General features: G+C 42.2%; 23 protein-coding genes and 1 riboswitch. Of the genes, 4 read left to right on the forward strand and 19 right to left on the reverse strand.

The genetic code is table 11. The features are described from left to right. The 13 genes from NSQ11_RS11365 to NSQ11_RS11425 form a co-directional block, all read right to left on the reverse strand. On the reverse strand, window positions 1–633 hold the full coding sequence (locus tag NSQ11_RS11365; protein ID WP_024718861.1) for a SpoIIIAH-like family protein: 633 nt from the start codon (window positions 631–633) through the stop codon (window positions 1–3). After that, window positions 633–1,304 carry a stage III sporulation protein AG gene (gene spoIIIAG, locus NSQ11_RS11370; RefSeq protein ID WP_035390787.1) on the reverse strand — a complete coding sequence of 224 codons (672 nt, stop codon included), beginning with the start codon at window positions 1,302–1,304 and terminating at the stop codon, window positions 633–635. The genes NSQ11_RS11365 and spoIIIAG overlap by 1 nt, the downstream gene beginning before the upstream one ends. Beyond that, a complete protein-coding gene (spoIIIAF, locus tag NSQ11_RS11375) occupies window positions 1,297–1,929 on the reverse strand; it encodes a stage III sporulation protein AF (RefSeq protein ID WP_007501185.1) in 633 nt (210 codons plus the stop codon). Before spoIIIAF ends, spoIIIAG begins: the two co-directional genes overlap by 8 nt. Window positions 1,930–1,943: 14 nt before the next feature. Further along, window positions 1,944–3,092, reverse strand: a complete 1,149-nt coding sequence (gene spoIIIAE, locus NSQ11_RS11380; protein WP_230677075.1) for a stage III sporulation protein AE — start codon at window positions 3,090–3,092, stop codon at window positions 1,944–1,946. Window positions 3,093–3,156: 64 nt separating this feature from the next. Continuing rightward, window positions 3,157–3,570 (reverse strand): stage III sporulation protein AD, encoded by a 414-nt coding sequence (gene spoIIIAD / locus NSQ11_RS11385; RefSeq protein WP_087978339.1) that lies wholly within the window; start codon window positions 3,568–3,570, stop codon window positions 3,157–3,159. Next, window positions 3,567–3,773: a stage III sporulation protein AC gene (gene spoIIIAC, locus NSQ11_RS11390; protein WP_003153142.1), complete on the reverse strand. Its 207-nt coding sequence runs from the start codon at window positions 3,771–3,773 to the stop codon at window positions 3,567–3,569. Before spoIIIAC ends, spoIIIAD begins: the two co-directional genes overlap by 4 nt. Window positions 3,774–3,792: 19 nt before the next feature. Next, entirely contained in the window at window positions 3,793–4,308 is a 516-nt protein-coding gene (spoIIIAB, locus tag NSQ11_RS11395) for a stage III sporulation protein SpoIIIAB (protein WP_007501189.1), read from the reverse strand. After that, entirely contained in the window at window positions 4,302–5,225 is a 924-nt protein-coding gene (gene spoIIIAA / locus NSQ11_RS11400) for a stage III sporulation protein AA (RefSeq protein WP_035390790.1), read from the reverse strand. The genes spoIIIAB and spoIIIAA overlap by 7 nt, the downstream gene beginning before the upstream one ends. A gap of 66 nt (window positions 5,226–5,291) precedes the next feature. Further along, the gene (locus tag NSQ11_RS11405; protein WP_008342211.1) at window positions 5,292–5,573 is read right to left on the reverse strand and encodes a YqhV family protein; all 282 of its coding nucleotides are present in this window, start codon (window positions 5,571–5,573) and stop codon (window positions 5,292–5,294) included. 373 nt (window positions 5,574–5,946) lie between these two features. After that, a complete protein-coding gene (efp, locus tag NSQ11_RS11410) occupies window positions 5,947–6,504 on the reverse strand; it encodes an elongation factor P (protein ID WP_007501192.1) in 558 nt (185 codons plus the stop codon). A 25-nt stretch (window positions 6,505–6,529) separates the two neighbouring features. After that, the gene (locus NSQ11_RS11415) at window positions 6,530–7,591 is read right to left on the reverse strand and encodes a Xaa-Pro peptidase family protein (protein ID WP_007501193.1); all 1,062 of its coding nucleotides are present in this window, start codon (window positions 7,589–7,591) and stop codon (window positions 6,530–6,532) included. Then, window positions 7,588–8,031 (reverse strand): type II 3-dehydroquinate dehydratase, encoded by a 444-nt coding sequence (aroQ, locus tag NSQ11_RS11420; RefSeq protein WP_007501195.1) that lies wholly within the window; start codon window positions 8,029–8,031, stop codon window positions 7,588–7,590. Before aroQ ends, NSQ11_RS11415 begins: the two co-directional genes overlap by 4 nt. A gap of 109 nt (window positions 8,032–8,140) precedes the next feature. Then, entirely contained in the window at window positions 8,141–8,668 is a 528-nt protein-coding gene (locus tag NSQ11_RS11425) for a YqhR family membrane protein (protein WP_035702799.1), read from the reverse strand. Window positions 8,669–8,889: 221 nt separating this feature from the next. Here NSQ11_RS11425 and NSQ11_RS11430 point away from each other — a divergent pair, with 221 nt between their 5' ends. Together NSQ11_RS11430 and NSQ11_RS11435 are read left to right on the forward strand one after the other, a co-directional pair. Continuing rightward, window positions 8,890–9,846: a DUF1385 domain-containing protein gene (locus NSQ11_RS11430; protein ID WP_046527015.1), complete on the forward strand. Its 957-nt coding sequence runs from the start codon at window positions 8,890–8,892 to the stop codon at window positions 9,844–9,846. A gap of 38 nt (window positions 9,847–9,884) precedes the next feature. Continuing rightward, window positions 9,885–10,280 (forward strand): SA1362 family protein, encoded by a 396-nt coding sequence (locus NSQ11_RS11435; RefSeq protein ID WP_007501201.1) that lies wholly within the window; start codon window positions 9,885–9,887, stop codon window positions 10,278–10,280. On the opposite strand, the gene NSQ11_RS11440 is transcribed toward NSQ11_RS11435, so the two are convergent. From NSQ11_RS11440 to NSQ11_RS11450, 3 genes are all read right to left on the reverse strand, one after another. Continuing rightward, a complete protein-coding gene (locus NSQ11_RS11440) occupies window positions 10,277–11,152 on the reverse strand; it encodes a patatin-like phospholipase family protein (RefSeq protein ID WP_008342205.1) in 876 nt (291 codons plus the stop codon). The genes NSQ11_RS11435 and NSQ11_RS11440 overlap by 4 nt on opposite strands. 306 nt (window positions 11,153–11,458) lie before the next feature. After that, entirely contained in the window at window positions 11,459–11,893 is a 435-nt protein-coding gene (gene mntR, locus NSQ11_RS11445; RefSeq protein WP_003215946.1) for a transcriptional regulator MntR, read from the reverse strand. Between the two features lie 85 nt (window positions 11,894–11,978). Next, window positions 11,979–12,815, reverse strand: coding sequence for a biotin/lipoate A/B protein ligase family protein (locus NSQ11_RS11450; RefSeq protein ID WP_017357972.1), 837 nt, complete (start codon window positions 12,813–12,815; stop codon window positions 11,979–11,981). A gap of 219 nt (window positions 12,816–13,034) precedes the next feature. Here NSQ11_RS11450 and NSQ11_RS11455 point away from each other — a divergent pair, with 219 nt between their 5' ends. After that, window positions 13,035–13,415, forward strand: coding sequence for a rhodanese-like domain-containing protein (locus tag NSQ11_RS11455; RefSeq protein ID WP_024718853.1), 381 nt, complete (start codon window positions 13,035–13,037; stop codon window positions 13,413–13,415). A gap of 39 nt (window positions 13,416–13,454) precedes the next feature. Here NSQ11_RS11455 and gcvPB read toward each other — a convergent pair whose 3' ends face one another. From gcvPB to gcvT, 3 genes are read right to left on the reverse strand one after another with little or no spacing between them, the layout of a single operon-like run. Continuing rightward, window positions 13,455–14,915, reverse strand: a complete 1,461-nt coding sequence (gcvPB, locus tag NSQ11_RS11460) for an aminomethyl-transferring glycine dehydrogenase subunit GcvPB (protein WP_046343959.1) — start codon at window positions 14,913–14,915, stop codon at window positions 13,455–13,457. Next, the gene (gcvPA, locus tag NSQ11_RS11465; RefSeq protein WP_025207616.1) at window positions 14,908–16,254 is read right to left on the reverse strand and encodes an aminomethyl-transferring glycine dehydrogenase subunit GcvPA; all 1,347 of its coding nucleotides are present in this window, start codon (window positions 16,252–16,254) and stop codon (window positions 14,908–14,910) included. Before gcvPA ends, gcvPB begins: the two co-directional genes overlap by 8 nt. Before the next feature lie 16 nt (window positions 16,255–16,270). Continuing rightward, the gene (gene gcvT / locus NSQ11_RS11470) at window positions 16,271–17,368 is read right to left on the reverse strand and encodes a glycine cleavage system aminomethyltransferase GcvT (RefSeq protein WP_035390798.1); all 1,098 of its coding nucleotides are present in this window, start codon (window positions 17,366–17,368) and stop codon (window positions 16,271–16,273) included. A 203-nt stretch (window positions 17,369–17,571) separates the two neighbouring features. After that, window positions 17,572–17,679: riboswitch (glycine riboswitch) on the reverse strand. A gap of 250 nt (window positions 17,680–17,929) precedes the next feature. Between gcvT and NSQ11_RS11475 the strand changes: the two genes are divergently transcribed. Further along, on the forward strand, window positions 17,930–19,600 hold the full coding sequence (locus NSQ11_RS11475; RefSeq protein ID WP_035390799.1) for an SNF2-related protein: 1,671 nt from the start codon (window positions 17,930–17,932) through the stop codon (window positions 19,598–19,600). Window positions 19,601–19,604: the final 4 nt, after the last annotated feature.

Consider the following 19,604-nt stretch of genomic DNA (forward strand, 5'->3'; position numbering starts at 1 on the left):
TTATTGATTCGATGGCTCAAAAGTGACGGCTACGTTATCAAGCCCTCTCATTTCTTTTGTGACCAAATCAATAATATCTGCTGCTTGGGACTTTGATTTTTTATCAGAACGAACCGTGATGTTCACTTTATCTCCTTCTGCACTGACGAGCGCATCTTTATATCCTTTTGTTTTGATTAATGTCTCCAGCTGACGCTCTGTTCCTTCTGCCTCACTAAGTGCTGTCATTTGATCATAAGCTTCACTTTTCTCTTGCGCTGTTGCATCATCGCTAGACACGATTTCGTTATACTCTTCACGCTGCTTGCTGCGCTTATCTTCCAGTTCAAGTCTGTAGGTTGTGAAAAGTTCATCGTCGGTCTGCTCTGAAACAGCCTTTCCTTCTTCTCCACTTGTTTCAACATCTTCTTGTTTCGCATTGGTTTCTTTGTCAGTTGATTTCTCTTCTGCGTTCTTTTCGGTTCCTTTGTCAGTCCCTTTTTCTGGCTCAGCCTTTTTCTCTTCCATTCCTTTTGATTTTGTATCTTCTACTGTCACAGCATTCTCACCTTGTGGAGACATGATATAGTACACACTTAATACGACAACTAAACTTAGCATCGTTAATAGCCAAACCGTTTGTTTTTTTAACATCATTCCGAATCCTCCTTGATTTTTTTAGGGGCAACAGCCACTCTATGGCTCGGTACATCAAGCACTCGTGTAACCGCTTCAATGATGGTTTTCTTTATTTGAACGTTGTCTACTCCTTGAGCAACAACGAGGACACCTCGAATGTCTGGCTTTTTCGTTTGGACAACAACAGGTGTTTCTTCATTGCCATTTTTAATAATGACAATCTCTTCTTCTTTTGTTTGATCCGTGACACTTCGCACGCCGCCTTCTTTGTCTGTTTCCTCGGTCGTAGTGCTTTTATTGGATTTGTTTTTTTCAAACACTTTTAAAGAAGTTGCGTCTACATTTACCACAATGGATACATCCTCAACACCAATGATCGTTTCTAAAATCTCTTTTAGCTGATTTTCGTATTCTTGTTCAACATCCTCTATCGAGTTGTTTGACTTACCTGAAGAGGATGGTTTGAACACCGCCTGCTCTTCTGAGGATGTTTTTTTAGACGCAGGAACAGCAGCCTCTTGTTTGCTTGATGGCGGTGACAGAATCTGACTGACTAACATGAATGACACGCCGATGATGAAGACAAGCAGTAAGTAATGGTGCTTCGTTAATTTTGGTTTCCCTTCACCTTTTTCAGGTGCTTGGAACATTGATTTCAGTTTTTGTCTCCAGTCTTTGTTATTCATGATCTGCTGCGTCACCTCCCTCAATGTTCAGCGCAATGTGTTCAGGCCGTGTATTCCATACATCTGCAAGCGTCTCTTTCACCCTCGCCATCTCTTTTGCTGACGCCCCGGCGCTTTCCTCCTTTTGCCTGGAGAGATCAATGTCGACCTTTGCCACCGTTTCTACAGCATCACCTGTGAGCGGGACAAGGACTGCTTTGATGCGAAATTGATCTGCCTCCATATTCTGATCAAGGTGCTCCTCATCTGCCAACACTTCTACGTGTTTCATTTCATAGCTCTCCTTCTCCAGTGGCTCCTTTGCGCTTTTTTCTAGTTGGACAGCCATTTGCTTTAAAATATATGCACGCTGTGAAGCTTGTATTTCTTTTTTTTCTAAATTCATCTGATTTTTTATTTCTTCTGATTGCGCTTGGTCCTTCCCTTTCATGATTTCTGAGAAAATTTGGTCAGGATCTGCCCGGAATAACGCAAAGATCGGATTGAGCATCACCACAATTAACAGTAAGCTGACGACCATTTTTGCATACTTCTGCATGCTTGAATTGGGAAGCAAAAGATCAATCACAATCGCAAATAAAATAAATAGAATAATACTTGTGATCCATTCTGTGAGAAAACTCAAATGGTGTCCCCTCCTTACTTCATCATCATGGTGAGGTTGCCAGCTGTGATGATAACGGTAATGCTTAAAAAGAACATAAGCGATACAACAGCTAATGCAGCAAATATATAAAGAACACTTTTTGAAATGACATCAAGGCAGCTAATAATCGGCCCGCCCCCTAAAGGCTGAAGAATCGCAGCGGCCAATTTATAAATCAGAGCGAGCGACAGCACTTTAATCGCTGGGAAAGCCGCAATTGAAATCAAAATGGCGACGCCTACAAGGCCAACCGTATTTTTCAGCAGCACAGAGGCGCTGATAACGGTATCTGTCGCATCAGTAAACATTCTGCCAAGGACAGGGATGAAATTTCCGGTAATAAACTTGGCTGTGCGAAGAGCGATGCCATCCGTGATAGCAGCAGATGCCCCCTGTACAGAAATGACGCCGAGGAATACAGTTAAAAAAACAGCGAGCCCGCCAATGGCGACATTTCTTAACAGCTGGGCAAGCTGGGTCACTTTGTATTGTTCGGTCAGCGTACTGACAATGCTCAATATCGCTGATAAAAAAATAAGCGGAAGAACGACATATTGAATAAAAACACCGCTCGTGTTCATTAAAAACAAAATCACAGGATGAAAGAATCCGGCTGAGACAAGCCCGCCTGATGAGGCAATAAGTGCTAATAAAAGAGGAATAAGAGCAAGAATAAAACTAGTCATCGTTTGAATGGCTTCTGTTGCATAAGAGATCGCAACATGAAAACTGTTTAATGCAATAATGATAAGCACCATATAAACAAGAGCGTATGCAACTTTACTAACAGTGCTTTGCTCAAACGCATTTTGCAAAAGCTGCAAAAGCGAACAAAAGATGGTGAGTAATATAAGTGTACCTAAGAGCTTTCCATTGGCAATCAGCTCATGAAACAGATAATGAACAAAAGCCTTCAGCCACGTTTGGGGAGACAGCTCTTTATCGCCATCGATCATTTCCTTCACTGTACCTTTTTGGCTTTCAGGCAGAAAGCCGCCATACTCGTCCAATATCGTTTCCCAAAAGTCACTGATAGAATGAAGCTCTAAGGCATCAGCCTGTCCACCCGCAACTTCTTCTGCGACCGGTTCTTCACTTGATAAAGGCACACTTTCTTCTGCACCTGCATACGGAACAATCATCCAAAAGAACATCATAAACCCTAGCACAGCTGTCACCCGTTTCATCATCATCACCTCTTTTCCATCAAGTCATGGACGGGATCATACCTAGGATCGTCTCAATGATGACCGTTAAAATCGGTACCGCCATGACCAAAATAAGAATTTTGCCGCCAAGCTCTATTTTTGAAGCGATGGCGCCTTGTCCCGCATCCTTTGTGAGCTGGGCACCAAATTCTGCAATATAGGCAATGCCAATGATTTTCAAAATGGTTTCAACGTATTTCATATTGACGCCTGCACTTGCTGCAATTTTTTCAATCATGGAGATAATGGCATAGATTTGATCGATTAAATAAAGGAAAATGACACACCCAGTAAACACAACAAGCATAAAGGCGAAGGTTGGCTTTTGTTCTTTGACGATTAATGCTAGAAAAGTAGCGATTAAACCAAGTCCAACAATTTGAATAATTTCGATTTGTAAGCCCTCCCCTATCCTTGAAATAGAAATACGGCTTTAATCTTCTTAAACAAATCATCCACAATGGTAGCAACCATAAATAAAATGTAGATAAATCCAAGCAGTGTCACCCACTGTGCGTACTCTTTTTTCCCCATTTGATCTAAAATCGTATGGAGAAAAGCCACGACGATACCCACTCCCGCAATTTGGAAAATGACGTTTACATCAACGCCCATGCTCTCGACTCCCTTCCTCTCACATCAATAACAGAATCAGTAGTAAACCACTTAGAAAACCAAGACTTCTCACCATTTTTTCATTTTTTGCTTGGGCAACTTCAGCTTCTTTTTCCTCTGATTCCAAATGGCCTAAAGCTAGCTTGATATATTTTTGCTGAGCCGTCACATCATGCTGACCAAGGGTTTCTCCAAAGTGCTTCAGCGCCTCATATTCGCCTTTTTTTAATACGGTTTTTTTCCATACATCCTCTAGACTTTCATTCCATGCATGCCTCGCAGAAAAGGTTCCAACGTTGAGTTTTTCTGCAAATTGTTCAAATAGCCGATTCACAGGCGGTCCTACTTGGGACGCAATTTGGTCAGCGGCTCTAGCTAAAGGTGTTTGACCATACATAATTTCAGCTTCAAGAGATTGGAGTGCAAACCGGAGCTGGCGGATTTGCTTTGGCCGATCACTGTACCGCTTCGCAAACTCGAATCCTCCCCATGTCGTAGCCGCAACAATGAAAATAGCACCAATAAGCTTTAACATACGTCCACTCCCCGCCTCCTCTTCAGCTCTTGTCCCTCTTGGTCAAATATCCGTCCGATTGTGCCAGGCCCTTTTTCTCTATTTAATTCCACATATCGATCAAACACACGAAGCTGCCATAACGGTTCAAATGATGGCCGTTTAGATAAGTCTTCAAGAGAATACCCATGAGCTGAGACGATAATGGTGACTCCAGCATGGATTGCTTCTAGCAGTGCCTGTACATCTTCACTTTTTCCGATTTCATCGACAATGATGACTTCTGGGCTCATGGACCTGATCATCATCATTAACCCTTCAGCCTTTGGGCACGCATCAAGTACATCAATCCGGTGTCCAAAAGAATGCTGCGGCACTCCTCTTATACAACCTGCGATTTCAGATCGTTCATCTACAATCCCTGTTTTTCTAGGAGAAATGGTTGTTGTTCCTGTACTGACAAGACGTGCTAGATCACGCAGCAATGTCGTTTTCCCGGTTTGCGGCGGACCTATAATCAGTGTGTTACACCAATGTTTTTCATATAAATAAGGGAGAAACGGCAGAGCAATTCCGATCTTCTCTTTTGCGATGCGAATATTAAATGAAGAAATATCTCTTAAGCCTTTGACGAATCCATTTTCGACGATGACCTTTCCAGCAAGCCCAACCCGATGTCCGCCAGATATGGTGATATAGCCCTGTTTTAACTCTTCCTCAAGTGTGTACATGCTGTAATTACTGAGCCTGCCTAATAGCTGAGCCGCCTCTTCACCTGTTGTATGATAGGAAAGAAAGCGTGGTTTTCCACCTTGCATCAGCTCAATCGGGCGATCGGTGCGAATGCGGATTTCTTCTATTTGCGCCCACTCTGCTTCTTTTAACATGCTGAGTTCTTGTCCAATTGAGTGCGGGAGAATATCCAACAAACTCCGCAACGAATTCCCCTCCTTTTTTTCTTCTCTAAAATGTATGATGTATGCCGTTAATTATGCCAAGCCATTTCACTTATAAATTCCAACAAGAATAAATACGACACCAATGAAAATAAACACAAGCTTCGCATAGGATAACTGCCCTGCAATTTGATAGATTCCAATCGTCATCGTGATAATAAAAATGAGCGGCCCGATGATCGCTAATATACTATTGATGACAACCGCTTTACGCACATCATTAGTCACTAAAATGAGGATGGCGGCCGTCAGTTCAATCGAGGCAGATAAAAACCTCATCCCTGCCATGGCAGCAACTGATGGGTGTATACCCGGGAGAAATTGTTTCATATAGAACCTCCAGCTTTTTTTACACTATATGCTTCACTAGCTAGAAGTAGTCTTGTTTTTCAAAAGGAAGAGAGATGGATGAGAGAATAGAGTAAGGGGTGTCATAACGAGGCGTCCTATTTTTCAAATAAAAAAAGACTGTAAACACGAGGTTTACAGTCTCAGATAGTTGACAAAGGGCTAAAATGAACTTGATTTTAGCCCTTTGTCTTCTTTTCAGCGTGATAGAAAACCTTTGCAGTCTAGGAAGGACGAGTACTGGCGCGGAGCGAATTTGACATTCGTGAGCACCAGCGCGCAGGACTGACAAAGAATGCGAGGGTTTGCCTACACGCTGAGACTGTAAACACGAGGTTTACAGTCTCTCTGTTCATTACGCTCTTGAAACGTATGAACCGTCAGATGTATTGATCACTAGTTTATCACCTTGGTTCACAAAGAAAGGAACGTTCACGATTAAACCAGTTTCTGTTTTTGCAGGTTTTGATCCACCTGATGTCGTATCACCTTTAATACCAGGCTCTGTTTCTACTACTTCTAGTTCTACAGTGTTTGGAAGTTCTACTCCAAGTGTTTCATCACCGTACATGACGATTTGAACCGACATATTTTCAAGCAAATATTTCAGCTCATCTTTGATTTGCGCTTCGCTTAGTTCAAGTTGTTCGTATGAACTTGTATCCATGAATACATGCTGATCGCCATTTGCATATAAATATTGCATTGTTTTTGTTTCAATTTGCGCTTTCGCTACTTTTTCACCTGCACGGAATGTTTTCTCTTGAATCGCACCTGTACGCAGGTTACGCAGTTTCGAACGGACAAACGCTGCGCCTTTTCCTGGTTTTACGTGTTGGAAATCCACTACACGCCAAATACCGCCGTCCACTTCAATTGTCAGGCCTGTACGAAAATCGTTTACTGAAATCATTTTGTCATCCTCCTACATTTCACCATCATAATATGATAAGTTCTTTCGGTGAGTGGGTCAATCGTTTATTGCCGTCAGCTGTCAGGACAATATCATCCTCAATTCTCACGCCGCCGACATCCGGCAAGTAAATGCCTGGTTCAACTGTCACAACCATTCCCTCTTCTAACACGACATCTGAGCGCGAGGAAAGGCCAGGTGCTTCATGTACTTCCATACCAAGACCATGTCCAGTCGAATGCCCGAAGTATTGACCGTAGCCATACTTTTCAATGATGTCTCGTGTGATGCGATCAGCTTCTTTTCCTGTTAAGCCTGGCTTGATTTTATCCACACCAGCGTTTTCTGCTTCTAATACGATATGATAAATTTCCTTTAATTTGTCGCTTGGTGTTCCTACAGCAATGGTTCTTGTCATGTCTGAACAATAGCCTTTATAATAGGCACCGAAATCCAGTGTCACCAAGTCGCCAGATTCAATCACCTTTTCGCTCGCTCTCCCGTGTGGCAGGCTTGAACGAACGCCAGAGGCAACAATCATATCGAATGAAGATCCTTCTGCCCCTTCTTTTCTCATGAAAAATTCAAGCTCGTTCATGACCGCAATTTCTGTCAGGCCCGGCTTGATGTACGTGAGAATATGATCAAAGGCATGATCTGCAATCTTCGCAGCTTCCTCTAATATCTTAATCTCTTCATTAGACTTAATCAAGCGCAACTTTTCAACTGATTCTGAGACTGGAACAAGCTCGATACCGCTTGCTTTCCCCGAGTACTGCTGGTAGGTGGCAAATGTCATATGGTTTTGTTCAAAACCAAGACGTTTCACCCCAAATTCGTTTGCCGTTTGGACAGCAGTTTCCACAATGTTTCCTTTATGTTCAATGATGTCATAGCCCTTTACTTGATCCTTTGCTTGCTCCGTGTAACGAAAATCCGTAATAAAGGCGGCTCGATCCTTTGAAACGATGGCAAGACCGGCTGATCCAGTAAAACTCGTCATATAATGTAAATTAAAGCTGCTCGTAATCACTAAACCATCTATGTCTAATTCGGCTAAAAGTTTTCTTAGTTTTTCAAGTTTCATGATACTGCTCCCCCTTCACTGACTAAATAACGAATCGCCAATTTATATCCTTCTAAACCAAGTCCAACGATTTGACCTTGACATACTGGAGCAAGAACCGAATGATGGCGGAATTCCTCTCTCTTATGAACATTTGTGATATGTACTTCGATGACAGGTAACGTAATACTTGCAATGGCATCTCTCAGTGCATAGCTATAGTGGGTAAAAGCACCCGGGTTAAACACGACGCCATCGTACTGATCTTCTGCTTCATGGAGCGCATCGACCAAATCTCCCTCGTGATTCGATTGAAAGAACGTCAATTGAATATTTGCTCTTTCTGCAAACTGAAACAAATCCGTTTCTAAATCTGTTAATGTTTTACTTCCATAAACTCCTGGCTCTCTCTTGCCGAGCCTATTTAAGTTGGGCCCATTCAGCACTAGAAAATGAGGCATATGACCACTCCTTCACCCTAATTCACTCTATATCGATGTCTGTTTCTTTTTCCTTAGAAACCTTTCGTTTCCAAAAATAATTTTATCATATGAAAGGTGGATTTACACTTTATTCTGTCTTTTTCCCGAGTGCTCTTGCAAGCTTCTGACTCGTTAATTCATTGTATTCAAATGAAATACTGTATCCGACAAACATGCCATATAAAATATATAGGCAAAATGTCGTCACAATGGTGCTTTGCTGCAAATCTTGCACTTGCTTCACATCGGGGAATATAGGATTAAATACATAAAAAACAAGCAGCCACAAAACCCCTCCATAAATCAGTCCCATCCAAAAACCTTTTATCCGTTTGAGCAGTCCATAATAAATAAAGGCTGCCCCAATAGATAAAATCCCTAAAAGAACAATACTCATAAATGTACCAAGTCCGCCTTTTTTCCATTCACCAAGCACAAATGGCTGCAACAGCATATTTGGACTCACCTCTGAAAAATGAAACATATGGGTCAGAAATCCGATAAAGCCCCAAAAAACTCCGCCGACAAAACCTGTGGCTGCTGCCCTTGCCACCATTGAAGACATTTGTACTGATTGATTTTTTTCTTCTTGGTTTTTCTTTTCATCACGTTTCATATGAACACCTCCAGCAAGTAGTATGTCCAAAATGTCATGAAAAAAAAGGATTTCCGTGCGAGAGTGTAAAATTTTTATAACAGGGTATACTGGCTAAAAAGAGGTAGATAGAATTCTAGTAGATAATCGACCTGTGAGCTAGTGATTTCCCCTCTTTTCCTGTACAATAAAGGTATAAGGAAATGCATGTAAATTACAGGAAACAGGCAGGTTGATGAAATATGTCCAATCAAACAAAACCTCCAGCATATGGAGGGCAGGCAGTTGTGGAAGGTGTCATGTTCGGAGGTAAAATGAACTATGTGACAGCGATTCGGCGTAAGGATGAGTCGATTGAGTTTTTAAAGCTTCCCCGGACCTCCAATAAACGAACCGCCTTTCTTAAGAAAATCCCTTTTGTCAGGGGTGTTGCTGCACTTGTTGAAGCAAGCGCAAACGGCAGTAAGCACTTAAACTTCTCCAGCGAGCGCTATGACTTAGATCCTTCTGAAGATCATTCTCTTGAAAAAGAACAAAAAAGCTCGAAATTATCAATGATCTTCGGCATTGCTGTGATCGGAGTTCTCTCTCTTCTTTTTAGTAAATTTGTCTTTACTTTAGTGCCTGTCTTTTTAGCTGAACTTGTGCGTCCGGTGTTTTCTGGAAACTTCGCACAAATTGCAGTGGAAACATTCTTTAAATTGATCCTGTTATTAGGCTATATTTACTTTATTTCCATGACCCCTTTAATTAAAAGGGTATTTCAATATCATGGGGCAGAACATAAAGTCATAAACTGCTATGAACAGAATCTTGACATCACAGTGGAAAATGTCCAAAGCCAATCTCGCCTGCATTATCGATGCGGCAGCAGCTTTATTTTATTCACTGTCATTGTCGGCATGTTCGTCTATTTACTCGTACCGACAGATCCTTTATGGGTGAGAGTTCTGAATCGCTTGGCGCTTATTCCGGTTGTTCTGGGCATTTCATTTGAAGTGCTTCAGCTCACAAACAAACTCCGTGACGTGCCAGTGCTTAAAGTGCTTGGCTATCCTGGCCTTTGGCTGCAATTGCTCACAACAAAAGAACCCTCTGATGATCAAGTCGAGGTAGCCATTGCAAGTTTTAATGAACTTCTTCGTTTAGAGGAAGCATCTGCGAAACAAGCATCAGATTCTTCTCATCAAGTGATCTAGTTTATAAATCCGGTAAATTCTTTCGGAGGTGGACAGTTATGAATCGCCGAGTACATCCTGCTTTTACCATTATTTTCGCTTTAGGTGTTTTGGGATTTGTGTATTTACTCACAACGAATCCAAGCAGACTCTTTACAATGCTGCTATCAGTTGTGATCGTTGGAGCGGTTCTATTTTTCTTATTTAGATGGCTGATGAATCGAAGAACTGGAACAGAAGGAAATCTTTATCGTAAAGCAGTCAAACAATCAAAACGTCGCTACCAGCAGCCTAAACCAAAAACGAAAAGCCAGATGAAAAACCGGGTCACTCATTTGCGAAGCGTGCCGACTGACCACAAGTCTAAGCCCGTCCTTCTCAAAAAGAAAAGCCAAACACATTTGACAGTCATTGAAGGCAAGAAAAACAAAAAGAAAAATCGCGCCTTATTTTAAAATGTCCAGCTCTTTAAAAATTGCTCGGCCTTCTGTCTGCCTAGATCGACGAGCGCCTTTTTCTTTTCTGTCATCAGCTGAAAATCAGTGGCAATGACGTGTTCTACAGGAATAAAAATAATATGACGTTCGTGTTTTGTGGCAATATGTCTTTCGTCATGAGCACCACGCATCGTTTCAAATAGAGCGCCAAACAGTTCAAACGCATTGCGGATGGAATGTTGAGGGCGTTCTTTTTCGTTTGGGGTTAATGTGACACCGACAAACGGTCTTTTTTTCTCTTCAGCAAAAAGCCAAATCGGAAAGTTGCTGAGCACGCCGCCATCCACTATGGTACAAATTCCTTTTGAAGACCTCAGTTTGACAGGTTCGAAAAAATACGGCAGACTGCAGCTCATCCGAATGGCTCTGGCGACAGAAAACCGTTCTGGATTTAACCCATAGGAAGGAAGGTCATCTGGAAGGACAAGGATTTTGCCATTTGTTAAATCAGAAGCGACGATTTTGAGCGTATCTTTTTTCAGATCCCCGAATACGGTGACGCCTTTTCGTTTTAACACGTCTGTCAGCCATTTTTCTAGACGGTCACCTTTGTAAAGGCCAAGACGCCAATAAATAGACACCCACCTGAGCATTTTAAACGGAATGAATTGACACCTTCGATCAAGCAATTGATGCTCATCCATTTCGTCTAACAGCTCCCGAATCTCCTGACTCGTAAAACCCGCTGCGATGAGTGAAGCAATGATCGCTCCCGCACTTGTTCCAGCGAGACGGACAAATTGAAACCCTCTTGCTTCAAGCGCTTCATAGGCGCCTGCAAGTGCTGCACCCTTAATGCCTCCACCTGAGAACACACCATCTATCTTCATCAAGGAGCCCCCTTTTCTGTCACACTATTAATAGTGTAGGAGCATTTGCCTTTCATTAGAACTATATTCAAAAAGGACACCCATGCTAAGGGTGTCCTTTCAGCGTGTAGACAAACCCTCGCATTCGGTGTCAGTCCTGCGCTCCGGTGCTTACGAATGTCAAATTCGCTCCGCTCCGATGCTCGTCCTTCTTAGACTGCAAAGGTTTTCTTTCACGCTGAAAAGAAGACAAAGAGCTAAAATAAAGTACATTTTACCCCTTTGTCAACAATTTAAAAGGACACCCTTCGACAGGTGTCCTTTTTCTTAAGATTCTTGATTTGTTTGTTCGTTTTTCTTTTGAATCGCTTTCAGCTGAACGGATCGCTCATCGTTTTCTTCAAAGAATTGGACAAGGTCGCCGATGCGGTCAATGCTGTTCCAGCTGAGATGATGCTCAATACCTTCTACATCATCATAAATTTTCTCTTCATCTACACCAATGATTCTTAAAAATTGCTCTAGCAGTTCATGTCTGTATACGAGACGTTTTCCAATTTTTTTGCCTTTCGGGGTTAAAATTAGACCACGATATTTCTCATAAATGAGGTATTCATCTTTATCTAGCTTCTGAACCATTTTTGTTACAGAGGAGGGATGGACAGCGAGGGCTTCTGCAATATCAGATACTCTTGCATATCCTTTTTCTTCTATCAGCATATAAATTTGTTCAATATAATCTTCCATACTAGGTGTAGTCATAAAACCCCTCCAAAATGCACCTTTACTTAATAATCATAACAATTCTACACCATCGCCCATTAAAAAACAAGAAGAGTCCTTCGTCTTAACGCTTGTAATTCCAATCATCTGTGGCGTATTTCGTTTTGGCGAGGTGATGAACAAATGCCAACTCTTCATCTGTCAGCTCATAAGGCACAAGCTCGATATTTAATCCTTTTTCAAACCCTCGTTTAAATGCAACACGCGCATCGTCTATCGTACATGTTCGATCTGAAATTTCATTGATCGCCACCGCTTTGTTTTTAAAGCTGCGCTGCATCCGCTCTCTCACCCGGTCATTTGGATACAGAAATAAATCAAACAATTTATCCTCATCAAGATCAATTAAAATCGAGCCATGCTGGAGGATCACACCTTTTTGCCTTGTTTGCGCACTGCCTGCTACTTTTCTGCCTTCTACAACAAGCTCGTACCATGAAGGCGCATCAAAACATACAGACGATCTTGGATTTTTTAAGCTTTCTTTTTCTTTTTCTGTACGAGGAATGGCAAAATACGCATCGAGTCCCAGTTCTTTAAAGCCCTCTAAAATCCCTTCTGAAATGACGCGGTATGCCTCTGTCACCGTCGCCGGCATCTCTGGGTGCTCTTCTGACACGATGACACTGTAGGTCAATTCCTGATCATGAAGAACGCCGCGGCCTCCTGTAGGCCTGCGAACAAATCCAAGACCATAGCGCTCAACCGCTTCCATGTTGATTTCTTTTTCAACATGTTGAAAATATCCAACAGATAATGTCGCTGGATTCCAACCATAAAAACGGATCACAGGCGGGATCAGCTTCTCGCTATGCCAATAAAGCAAGGCCTCGTCCATTGCCATGTTAAAGGCAGGGTCTTGGTTTCCTGTATCAATGAAACACCATTTCTCTTTTTGCATATAAAATCCCTTCTCTTTTACGTAGTCAATGTTAGATAATGGTGGTGACCACCGATTTTCTCTCTTCATCAGTCTATCAAATAGGGAAGGAATTGAAAATAATTCTTACCATTTATGATGACAAGTTTCTTTTGCTTTACTATAATAGTATTTGTCTAAAACGTACCATCAGACAGGTGACTGTGCTGATGCTCAAGAAGGAGTCGAGTCGTATTGCCAATATTCAACTATATCGTCCTCTCACTTTGTGGACTTTTCGTTCTTTATTCCATCGGCAGTTACATTTATCAGCAGCGCATAATGAAAACGCTGACGGAAGCAGAATTTATCAAAGGTTACCGCAAAGCCCAACTCATTGATGTGAGAGAACCAAATGAGTTTGAAGGTGGACATATTTTAGGCGCAAGAAACATTCCCCTTTCACAATTAAAGCAGCGCAAAAATGAAATACGCCCTGACAAGCCTGTTTATCTCTATTGCCAAAATAATTTGAGAAGCGGAAAGGCTGCTCAAACGTTACGTAAAAATGGCTGTCGTGAGATTTATAATTTAAAGGGCGGCTTTAAAAAATGGGGCGGCCGCATTAAAACAAAGAACTAACAAAAAAGACTCTGGGAGCTATTGCCCCCATGAGTCTTTTTATTTTCTTTCAAAAACTAGCACTGGATTCCGTGCTGCCTTTGTTTCATCCATTCGTTTCACAACGGTTGTATGTGGTGCTTCCTGTACGATTTCTGGGTTCTCTTCCGCTTCTTTTGCGATTTGAATCATCGCTTCAATAAATGCATCGAGGGTTTCTTTTGATTCTGTTTCAGTTGGTTCAATCATGATACATTCCTCTACATTTAGCGGGAAGTAAATCGTTGGCGGATGATAGCCAAAATCAAGTAATCGTTTGGCAATATCAAGTGTCCGCACACCTAGTTTCTTTTGGCGTTTACCTGAAAGGACAAATTCATGCTTACAATGGCGGTCAAATGGCAGATCATAATGAACACATAAGCGGCGCATCATATAGTTTGCATTCAACACCGCATGATCAGTTACAGCCTTTAAGCCGTCTGGTCCCATAGAGCGGATATACGCATACGCTCTGACATTGATACCAAAGTTCCCATAGAACGGTTTCACACGGCCGATGGATTCTGGACGATCGTAATCAAAGAAATAACCATCTTCTTTCTTCACAAGCACTGGCTTTGGCAAATATGGAATCAAATCCTTTTTCACGCCAACTGGACCTGAACCAGGGCCTCCTCCTCCGTGTGGACCTGTAAAGGTTTTATGAAGATTTAAGTGAACCACATCAAATCCCATATCCCCAGGTCTTGCTCTGCTTAATACAGCATTTAAGTTCGCTCCATCATAATAAAGCTTCCCGCCTGCTCCGTGGACGATTTCAGCCATTTCTAAAATATTTTCTTCAAAAAGGCCGAGTGTATTTGGATTTGTGAGCATGAGAGCCGCCGTTTCTTCATTGACAACACGGCGCAGGTCGTCTAAATCGACAAGCCCATGTTCATTAGATGCCACCGTAATCGTTTCAAATCCAGCTACGGTTGCAGATGCGGGATTTGTTCCATGAGCAGAATCAGGCACGATGACTTTTGTTCGTTTAAGATCTCCTCTTGCTTCATGGTATGCACGAATCATCATGAGCCCCGTCCATTCGCCATGTGCTCCTGCCGCAGGCTGTAATGTCACGGCGTCCATTCCTGTAATTTCTTCTAAATGGTCACCTAAATCATAAAGCAACTCCAATGCACCTTGCACAGTGTCTGCCTCTTGAAGTGGATGCACATGCGAGAAGCCTGCAAGACGTGCCACCTTTTCGTTAATCTTTGGATTATATTTCATCGTACAAGAGCCTAGAGGATAAAAGCCAGAATCGACCCCGTGATTACGCCTAGATAATGCTGTGTAGTGACGCATAATATCCAGTTCAGAAACCTCTGGCAGCTCCGCATCTTCATGGCGGATATACGCTTCATCAAATAAATCTGGGAGCTTCTCCTCAGGTACGTCTAAATCAGGCAGGCTGTAACCAATTCTTCCTTCTTTGGATAATTCAAAAATAAGCGGCTGATCTTGTTTATTCATGACGATCCCCCAATTCCTTGATGAACGTATCAATTTCTTCTTTTGTTCTTAGTTCTGTCACAGCGACAAGCATATGCTGCTGAAGCTCTGGATAATCCCGTCCCAAGTCATATCCACCGATGATTCCTTTTTCAAGCAATCGCTCATTCGCTTCTTTCACAGGTTCATTCAGTTTCAACACAAATTCATTAAAATGAGCGCCCTCTATTTCAGCCTGTAACCCATGTTTTTCTGCCTGCGTCTTGGCATAATGGGCCTTTTGTACGTTTTGATAGGCAATGTCTTTGATACCTGTTTTCCCAAGCGCCGTCATCGCAACAGAAGCGGCTAACGCATTTAATGCTTGGTTCGAACAAATATTTGAAGTCGCTTTGTCTCTTCGGATATGCTGCTCGCGCGCTTGAAGGGTCAGCACAAATCCTCGCACACCGTTCTCGTCTTCTGTTTGCCCGACTAAACGCCCCGGCACTTTCCGCATTAATTTTTTCGTCACAGCAAAATATCCACAATGAGGTCCGCCAAATGCAGCTGGAATGCCAAATGGCTGCGCATCACCAACGACAATATCTGCCCCAAGCTTTCCTGGAGGTGTCAGTAAACCAAGTGCAAGCGGGTTGCTTGAGACGATGAATAAACTTTTCCCTTTATGTGCAATCGGTTCAATGTCTTTTAACGGTTCAACAACACCGAAGAAGTTTGGGTATTGTACAAGGACCGCTGCTGTTTCCTCGCAGACAGCTTCTTCTAATGCAGCTAGATCGGTCTGACCTTTTCGCGCAGGTACCTCGACGACTTCAATATGCTGTCCTTTCGCATATGTTTTCAGCACCGCTCTTGATTCAGGATGAACCGTTTCAGAGACCACAACCTTTTTCTTCTTTGTATGTCCTGCAGCCAGCATCGCCGCTTCAGCTAATGCCGTTCCGCCATCATACATCGAGGAGTTGGCAAGATCCATACCGGTCAGCTCAGCAATCATTGTTTGAAATTCAAAGATTGCTTGCAATTCACCTTGAGAAATTTCAGGCTGATAAGGTGTGTACGCTGTATAAAATTCAGAACGTGAAATCACATGGTCGACAATCACAGGCTGGTAATGATCATACACACCAGCACCTAAAAACGAGGCATAGGCCACTGTATCTTTATTTTTTGCAGCAAGACGAGACAATTCCCGCACTAGCTCTGTTTCTGATGCGGCTTCTTTAATGTTGTACGCACCTTTGAATCTGACTTTCTCTGGGATATCTGAGAAAAGCTCATCAATTGACTGAACACCGATGACATCCAGCATTTCTTTTTGATCTTGCTCTGTTTGCGGCAAATACCTGTGCTTCATCCTCTATTCCTCCTCGTTATTTGGCTCTTTTATAAAATGGTGTGGCGACAATTTTGGCTTTTAGACGTTTTTTGCGAACTTGCACTTCCACTTCTGTCCCAAGCTGCGCCTCTGATGTTTCAATCAAGGCAAGCCCAATATTTTTCTTTAATGTTGGAGATTGTGTACCGGTTGTGACTAAACCAATCTGCTTATCTCCTGAGAAGACTGGATAGTCTGTCCGCGGAATCCCCTTATCTATCATTTCAATCCCGACAAGCTTTCGCTTTGGTCCTTCTTCTTTTTGTTTTTTAAGTGCATCTTTTCCGATAAAATCTGCTTCTTTATCCGTTTTAACAGCAAAACCAATGCCGCCTTCTAAAGGAGAAATATCCTTCGTGAGCTCTTGGCCATAAAGCGGGAGTCTTGCTTCAAATCTTAAGGTGTCACGTGCACCGAGTCCACATGGGATCAGTCCTTTCGGCTGTCCGGCTTCTAATAAAGCGGTCCAAAGGTGAACAGCATCTTCTGACTGGCAGTAGATTTCAAAGCCATCTTCTCCTGTGTAGCCGGTTCTTGATACAAGCACCTCTTTTTGCGCAATGATTGCTTTTGATAAAAACGTAAATGGCTTCAATGACGTTACCTCTTCATCCGCAACATCTTTGATGATGTCATCAGCAAGAGGTCCTTGAAGGGCTAACAAGGCGGTTTGATCAGAGACATTTTTAATCGAAACGTCTTCCTCACCTTGATGTTTAAGCAGCCAATCCACATCTTTTTCAATATTTGAAGCATTGATCACAAGTAAATAGTTGTTCTTTTCTTTTTGGTAGACGAGCAGATCATCCACCGTTCCGCCATCTTCATAACACATGGCTGTATATAGTGCCTTACCGTCTGTCAGCTTTGACAGATCATTGGTTAATAACCTTTGTAAAAAAGGAAGGGCTCCCTGACCTGTGACTTCCACCTCACCCATGTGAGACACGTCAAACAGCCCTGCTTTTGTTCGAACAGCTTCATGTTCTTCTTTAATGGAAGAAAATTGGACAGGTAATTCCCAGCCCCCGAAGTCAATGGTTTTTGCGCCAAACGTTTCATACGCATGAAAAAGCGGTGTTCGTTTCAACATCAATCGTTTCCCCCTTTTTTCTTACAGTGCACATCACAAGCTGAATTTTCAGAAAAAAATCACAGCAAAAAAGGACAGAGCGCTCCCTTTTATCAAAAAGAAGTCTCTGTCCTTGCACCTGAAAGTTTACAGCACAACATCATTGTGCGTTTTCCCCTTTGGTGGTTTGCTAAAAATCGCTGCGCAAACACTCTCCAGAGTTGCGTCCGGTAAGAGTACTTTTGCCTGAGAGATTCACTGAACCAATTCAGCTTGCTCCTTCGGCGCCTGTCAGTGCAAAATAACCGCTAGGTCTCTCCCCATACCATCATCCGCTCATATTCTTCACCTTTATTGGACATACTATCAAAATGGGTGACTTATTCTCTAGATCACTTACCAACATCCTACCATTAGAAATGGATGAAGAGCAACAGAAAAATCATTAACATTTTTAAAATAATCATTCATTATCGTTCGCTTTTATTGATATATAACATCTTTTAAATCGCTATCAAAAAATGAAGCGTTTAAAAACAGAACGATTTTATCATCACTCTACCAGAAAGGCAGGCGGTCACATTGAATATTCAAACGATATTTGATCAAAAATGGGCAAGTGAATTTCAAAAGCGGCTTACAGCAGACGGTCCCTGGGCGAATTGGGATATGTACCGTTTAGCAGCACAGGTACAAAAAGTGACAGCCATTGATTCATTTGAAGGACTGCAAGCACCTGCGCACCTGCCTGCATTTACTCCTTTAAAACACCAGCTCGAAGTCGCTAGAAGAGTCGTAGAAGAGATGAATGGGAAAGCCATTTTAGCAGATGAAGTGGGTCTTGGAAAAACCGTTGAAGCAGGACTGATTATCAAAGAATACATGATTCGCGGACTTGCCAAAAAGATTCTCATTCTCGTACCCGCCTCCCTTGTGTCCCAATGGGTACAAGAACTGCGGACGAAATTTTACATAGATGCTGTCGAGCAAAAGAAGAGCTATGTGTGGGAGCAGTGCGATGTTGTGGTTTCCTCAATTGATACAGCCAAAAGACAGCCGCATCGAGACACGATCTTATCCATCTCCTACGATATGGTCATTATTGATGAAGCACACAAACTGAAAAACAATAAAACGAAAAACTATGAGTTTGTGAGAAATTTGAATAAAAAGTTCTGCCTACTGCTCACAGCCACACCTATCCAAAATCGGATAGGAGAAATTTTTAATCTCGTCTCGCTGTTGAAGCCAGGCCATTTAGGTAATGAAACACAATTTAAAGACCTCTTTGCCAAAAAAGATCTTCAACTTGAAGACCATGACCGGTTAAAACAGTTAGTCAATAAAGTCATGATTCGGAACCGGAGACAAGACACTGGCATCGAGTGGTCAAAGCGTCATGTGAAGACAATTTCTATTGATTTCTCCCCAACAGAACAAGCATTATATGATGAAATTTGTAAGTTAAAAGAAAACCCTTCCTATACGAAGCACATGTTTTCAATTATGACCTTAGAACGAGAATGCTGTTCGAGCCGTGAGGCCGTCTATATGACCATCAAAAAAATGCAAGAAGAGGAAAAACACATTCTAGGCGCTTCTGCTATGATGCAAATCATGGAGAAAATCAACCAGGTAGAACAAAATTCTAAAGCACTTGAAGTCGTTAAACTCATTCAGCAATTAAATGAAAAAGTCATTATTTTCACTGAATACCGTGCGACACAAATTTATTTACAATGGTTTCTCCAGCAAAACGGCATCAGTTCGGTCCCTTTTCGAGGCGGGTTTAAACGGAGTAAAAAAGACTGGATGAAAGATTTATTTAGAGAGCGGGCGAAAGTGCTCATCGCGACAGAAGCAGGCGGCGAGGGGATCAACCTTCAGTTTTGCAACCAAATCATCAACTACGACCTTCCGTGGAACCCAATGCGCTTGGAACAAAGAATTGGACGTATTCACCGGCTCGGTCAAGAGCGGGATGTCCACATTTACAATATGGCAACTAGCGGGACAGTCGAAGAACATATTTTAAAACTTTTATATGAAAAAATTCAGCTGTTTGAAAACGTCATTGGCGATCTAGATGATATTTTAACCCGAATTGATATCCAAGATGCTGAAACAGAATTGCATCAAATTCTCTTCCAGCACGAGTCTGACGTAGACATGAAAAAGAAATTAACCCAATTTGCTTCCTATTTAACAGAAGCACAAACACCGCTTTTAGAAGAAAGACAGCAAGGTTCATAAAGGA

The organism is Bacillus sp. FSL W7-1582 (genome assembly GCF_038593325.1).
Classification (GTDB): domain Bacteria; phylum Bacillota; class Bacilli; order Bacillales; family Bacillaceae; genus Bacillus; species Bacillus altitudinis.

What these genes read in the sequence shown, in the direction of transcription:
- gcvPA (WP_025207616.1), bottom strand. Translation starts at nt 16,254, where the DNA reads ATGAAGCACAGGTATTTGCCGCAAACAGAGCAAGATCAAAAAGAAATG.
- spoIIIAG (WP_035390787.1), bottom strand. Translation starts at nt 1,304, where the DNA reads ATGAATAACAAAGACTGGAGACAAAAACTGAAATCAATGTTCCAAGCA.
- spoIIIAC (WP_003153142.1), bottom strand. Translation starts at nt 3,773, where the DNA reads ATGGGCGTTGATGTAAACGTCATTTTCCAAATTGCGGGAGTGGGTATC.
- efp (WP_007501192.1), bottom strand. Translation starts at nt 6,504, where the DNA reads ATGATTTCAGTAAACGATTTTCGTACAGGCCTGACAATTGAAGTGGAC.
- spoIIIAE (WP_230677075.1), bottom strand. Translation starts at nt 3,092, where the DNA reads ATGATTGTTCCGTATGCAGGTGCAGAAGAAAGTGTGCCTTTATCAAGT.
- gcvPB (WP_046343959.1), bottom strand. Translation starts at nt 14,915, where the DNA reads ATGAATAAACAAGATCAGCCGCTTATTTTTGAATTATCCAAAGAAGGA.
- NSQ11_RS11430 (WP_046527015.1), top strand. Translation starts at nt 8,890, where the DNA reads ATGTCCAATCAAACAAAACCTCCAGCATATGGAGGGCAGGCAGTTGTG.
- NSQ11_RS11365 (WP_024718861.1), bottom strand. Translation starts at nt 633, where the DNA reads ATGTTAAAAAAACAAACGGTTTGGCTATTAACGATGCTAAGTTTAGTT.
- gcvT (WP_035390798.1), bottom strand. Translation starts at nt 17,368, where the DNA reads ATGTTGAAACGAACACCGCTTTTTCATGCGTATGAAACGTTTGGCGCA.
- NSQ11_RS11425 (WP_035702799.1), bottom strand. Translation starts at nt 8,668, where the DNA reads ATGAAACGTGATGAAAAGAAAAACCAAGAAGAAAAAAATCAATCAGTA.
- NSQ11_RS11435 (WP_007501201.1), top strand. Translation starts at nt 9,885, where the DNA reads ATGAATCGCCGAGTACATCCTGCTTTTACCATTATTTTCGCTTTAGGT.
- NSQ11_RS11415 (WP_007501193.1), bottom strand. Translation starts at nt 7,591, where the DNA reads ATGAAACTTGAAAAACTAAGAAAACTTTTAGCCGAATTAGACATAGAT.
- NSQ11_RS11450 (WP_017357972.1), bottom strand. Translation starts at nt 12,815, where the DNA reads ATGCAAAAAGAGAAATGGTGTTTCATTGATACAGGAAACCAAGACCCT.
- mntR (WP_003215946.1), bottom strand. Translation starts at nt 11,893, where the DNA reads ATGACTACACCTAGTATGGAAGATTATATTGAACAAATTTATATGCTG.
- spoIIIAB (WP_007501189.1), bottom strand. Translation starts at nt 4,308, where the DNA reads ATGTTAAAGCTTATTGGTGCTATTTTCATTGTTGCGGCTACGACATGG.
- NSQ11_RS11440 (WP_008342205.1), bottom strand. Translation starts at nt 11,152, where the DNA reads ATGAAGATAGATGGTGTGTTCTCAGGTGGAGGCATTAAGGGTGCAGCA.
- NSQ11_RS11405 (WP_008342211.1), bottom strand. Translation starts at nt 5,573, where the DNA reads ATGAAACAATTTCTCCCGGGTATACACCCATCAGTTGCTGCCATGGCA.
- aroQ (WP_007501195.1), bottom strand. Translation starts at nt 8,031, where the DNA reads ATGCCTCATTTTCTAGTGCTGAATGGGCCCAACTTAAATAGGCTCGGC.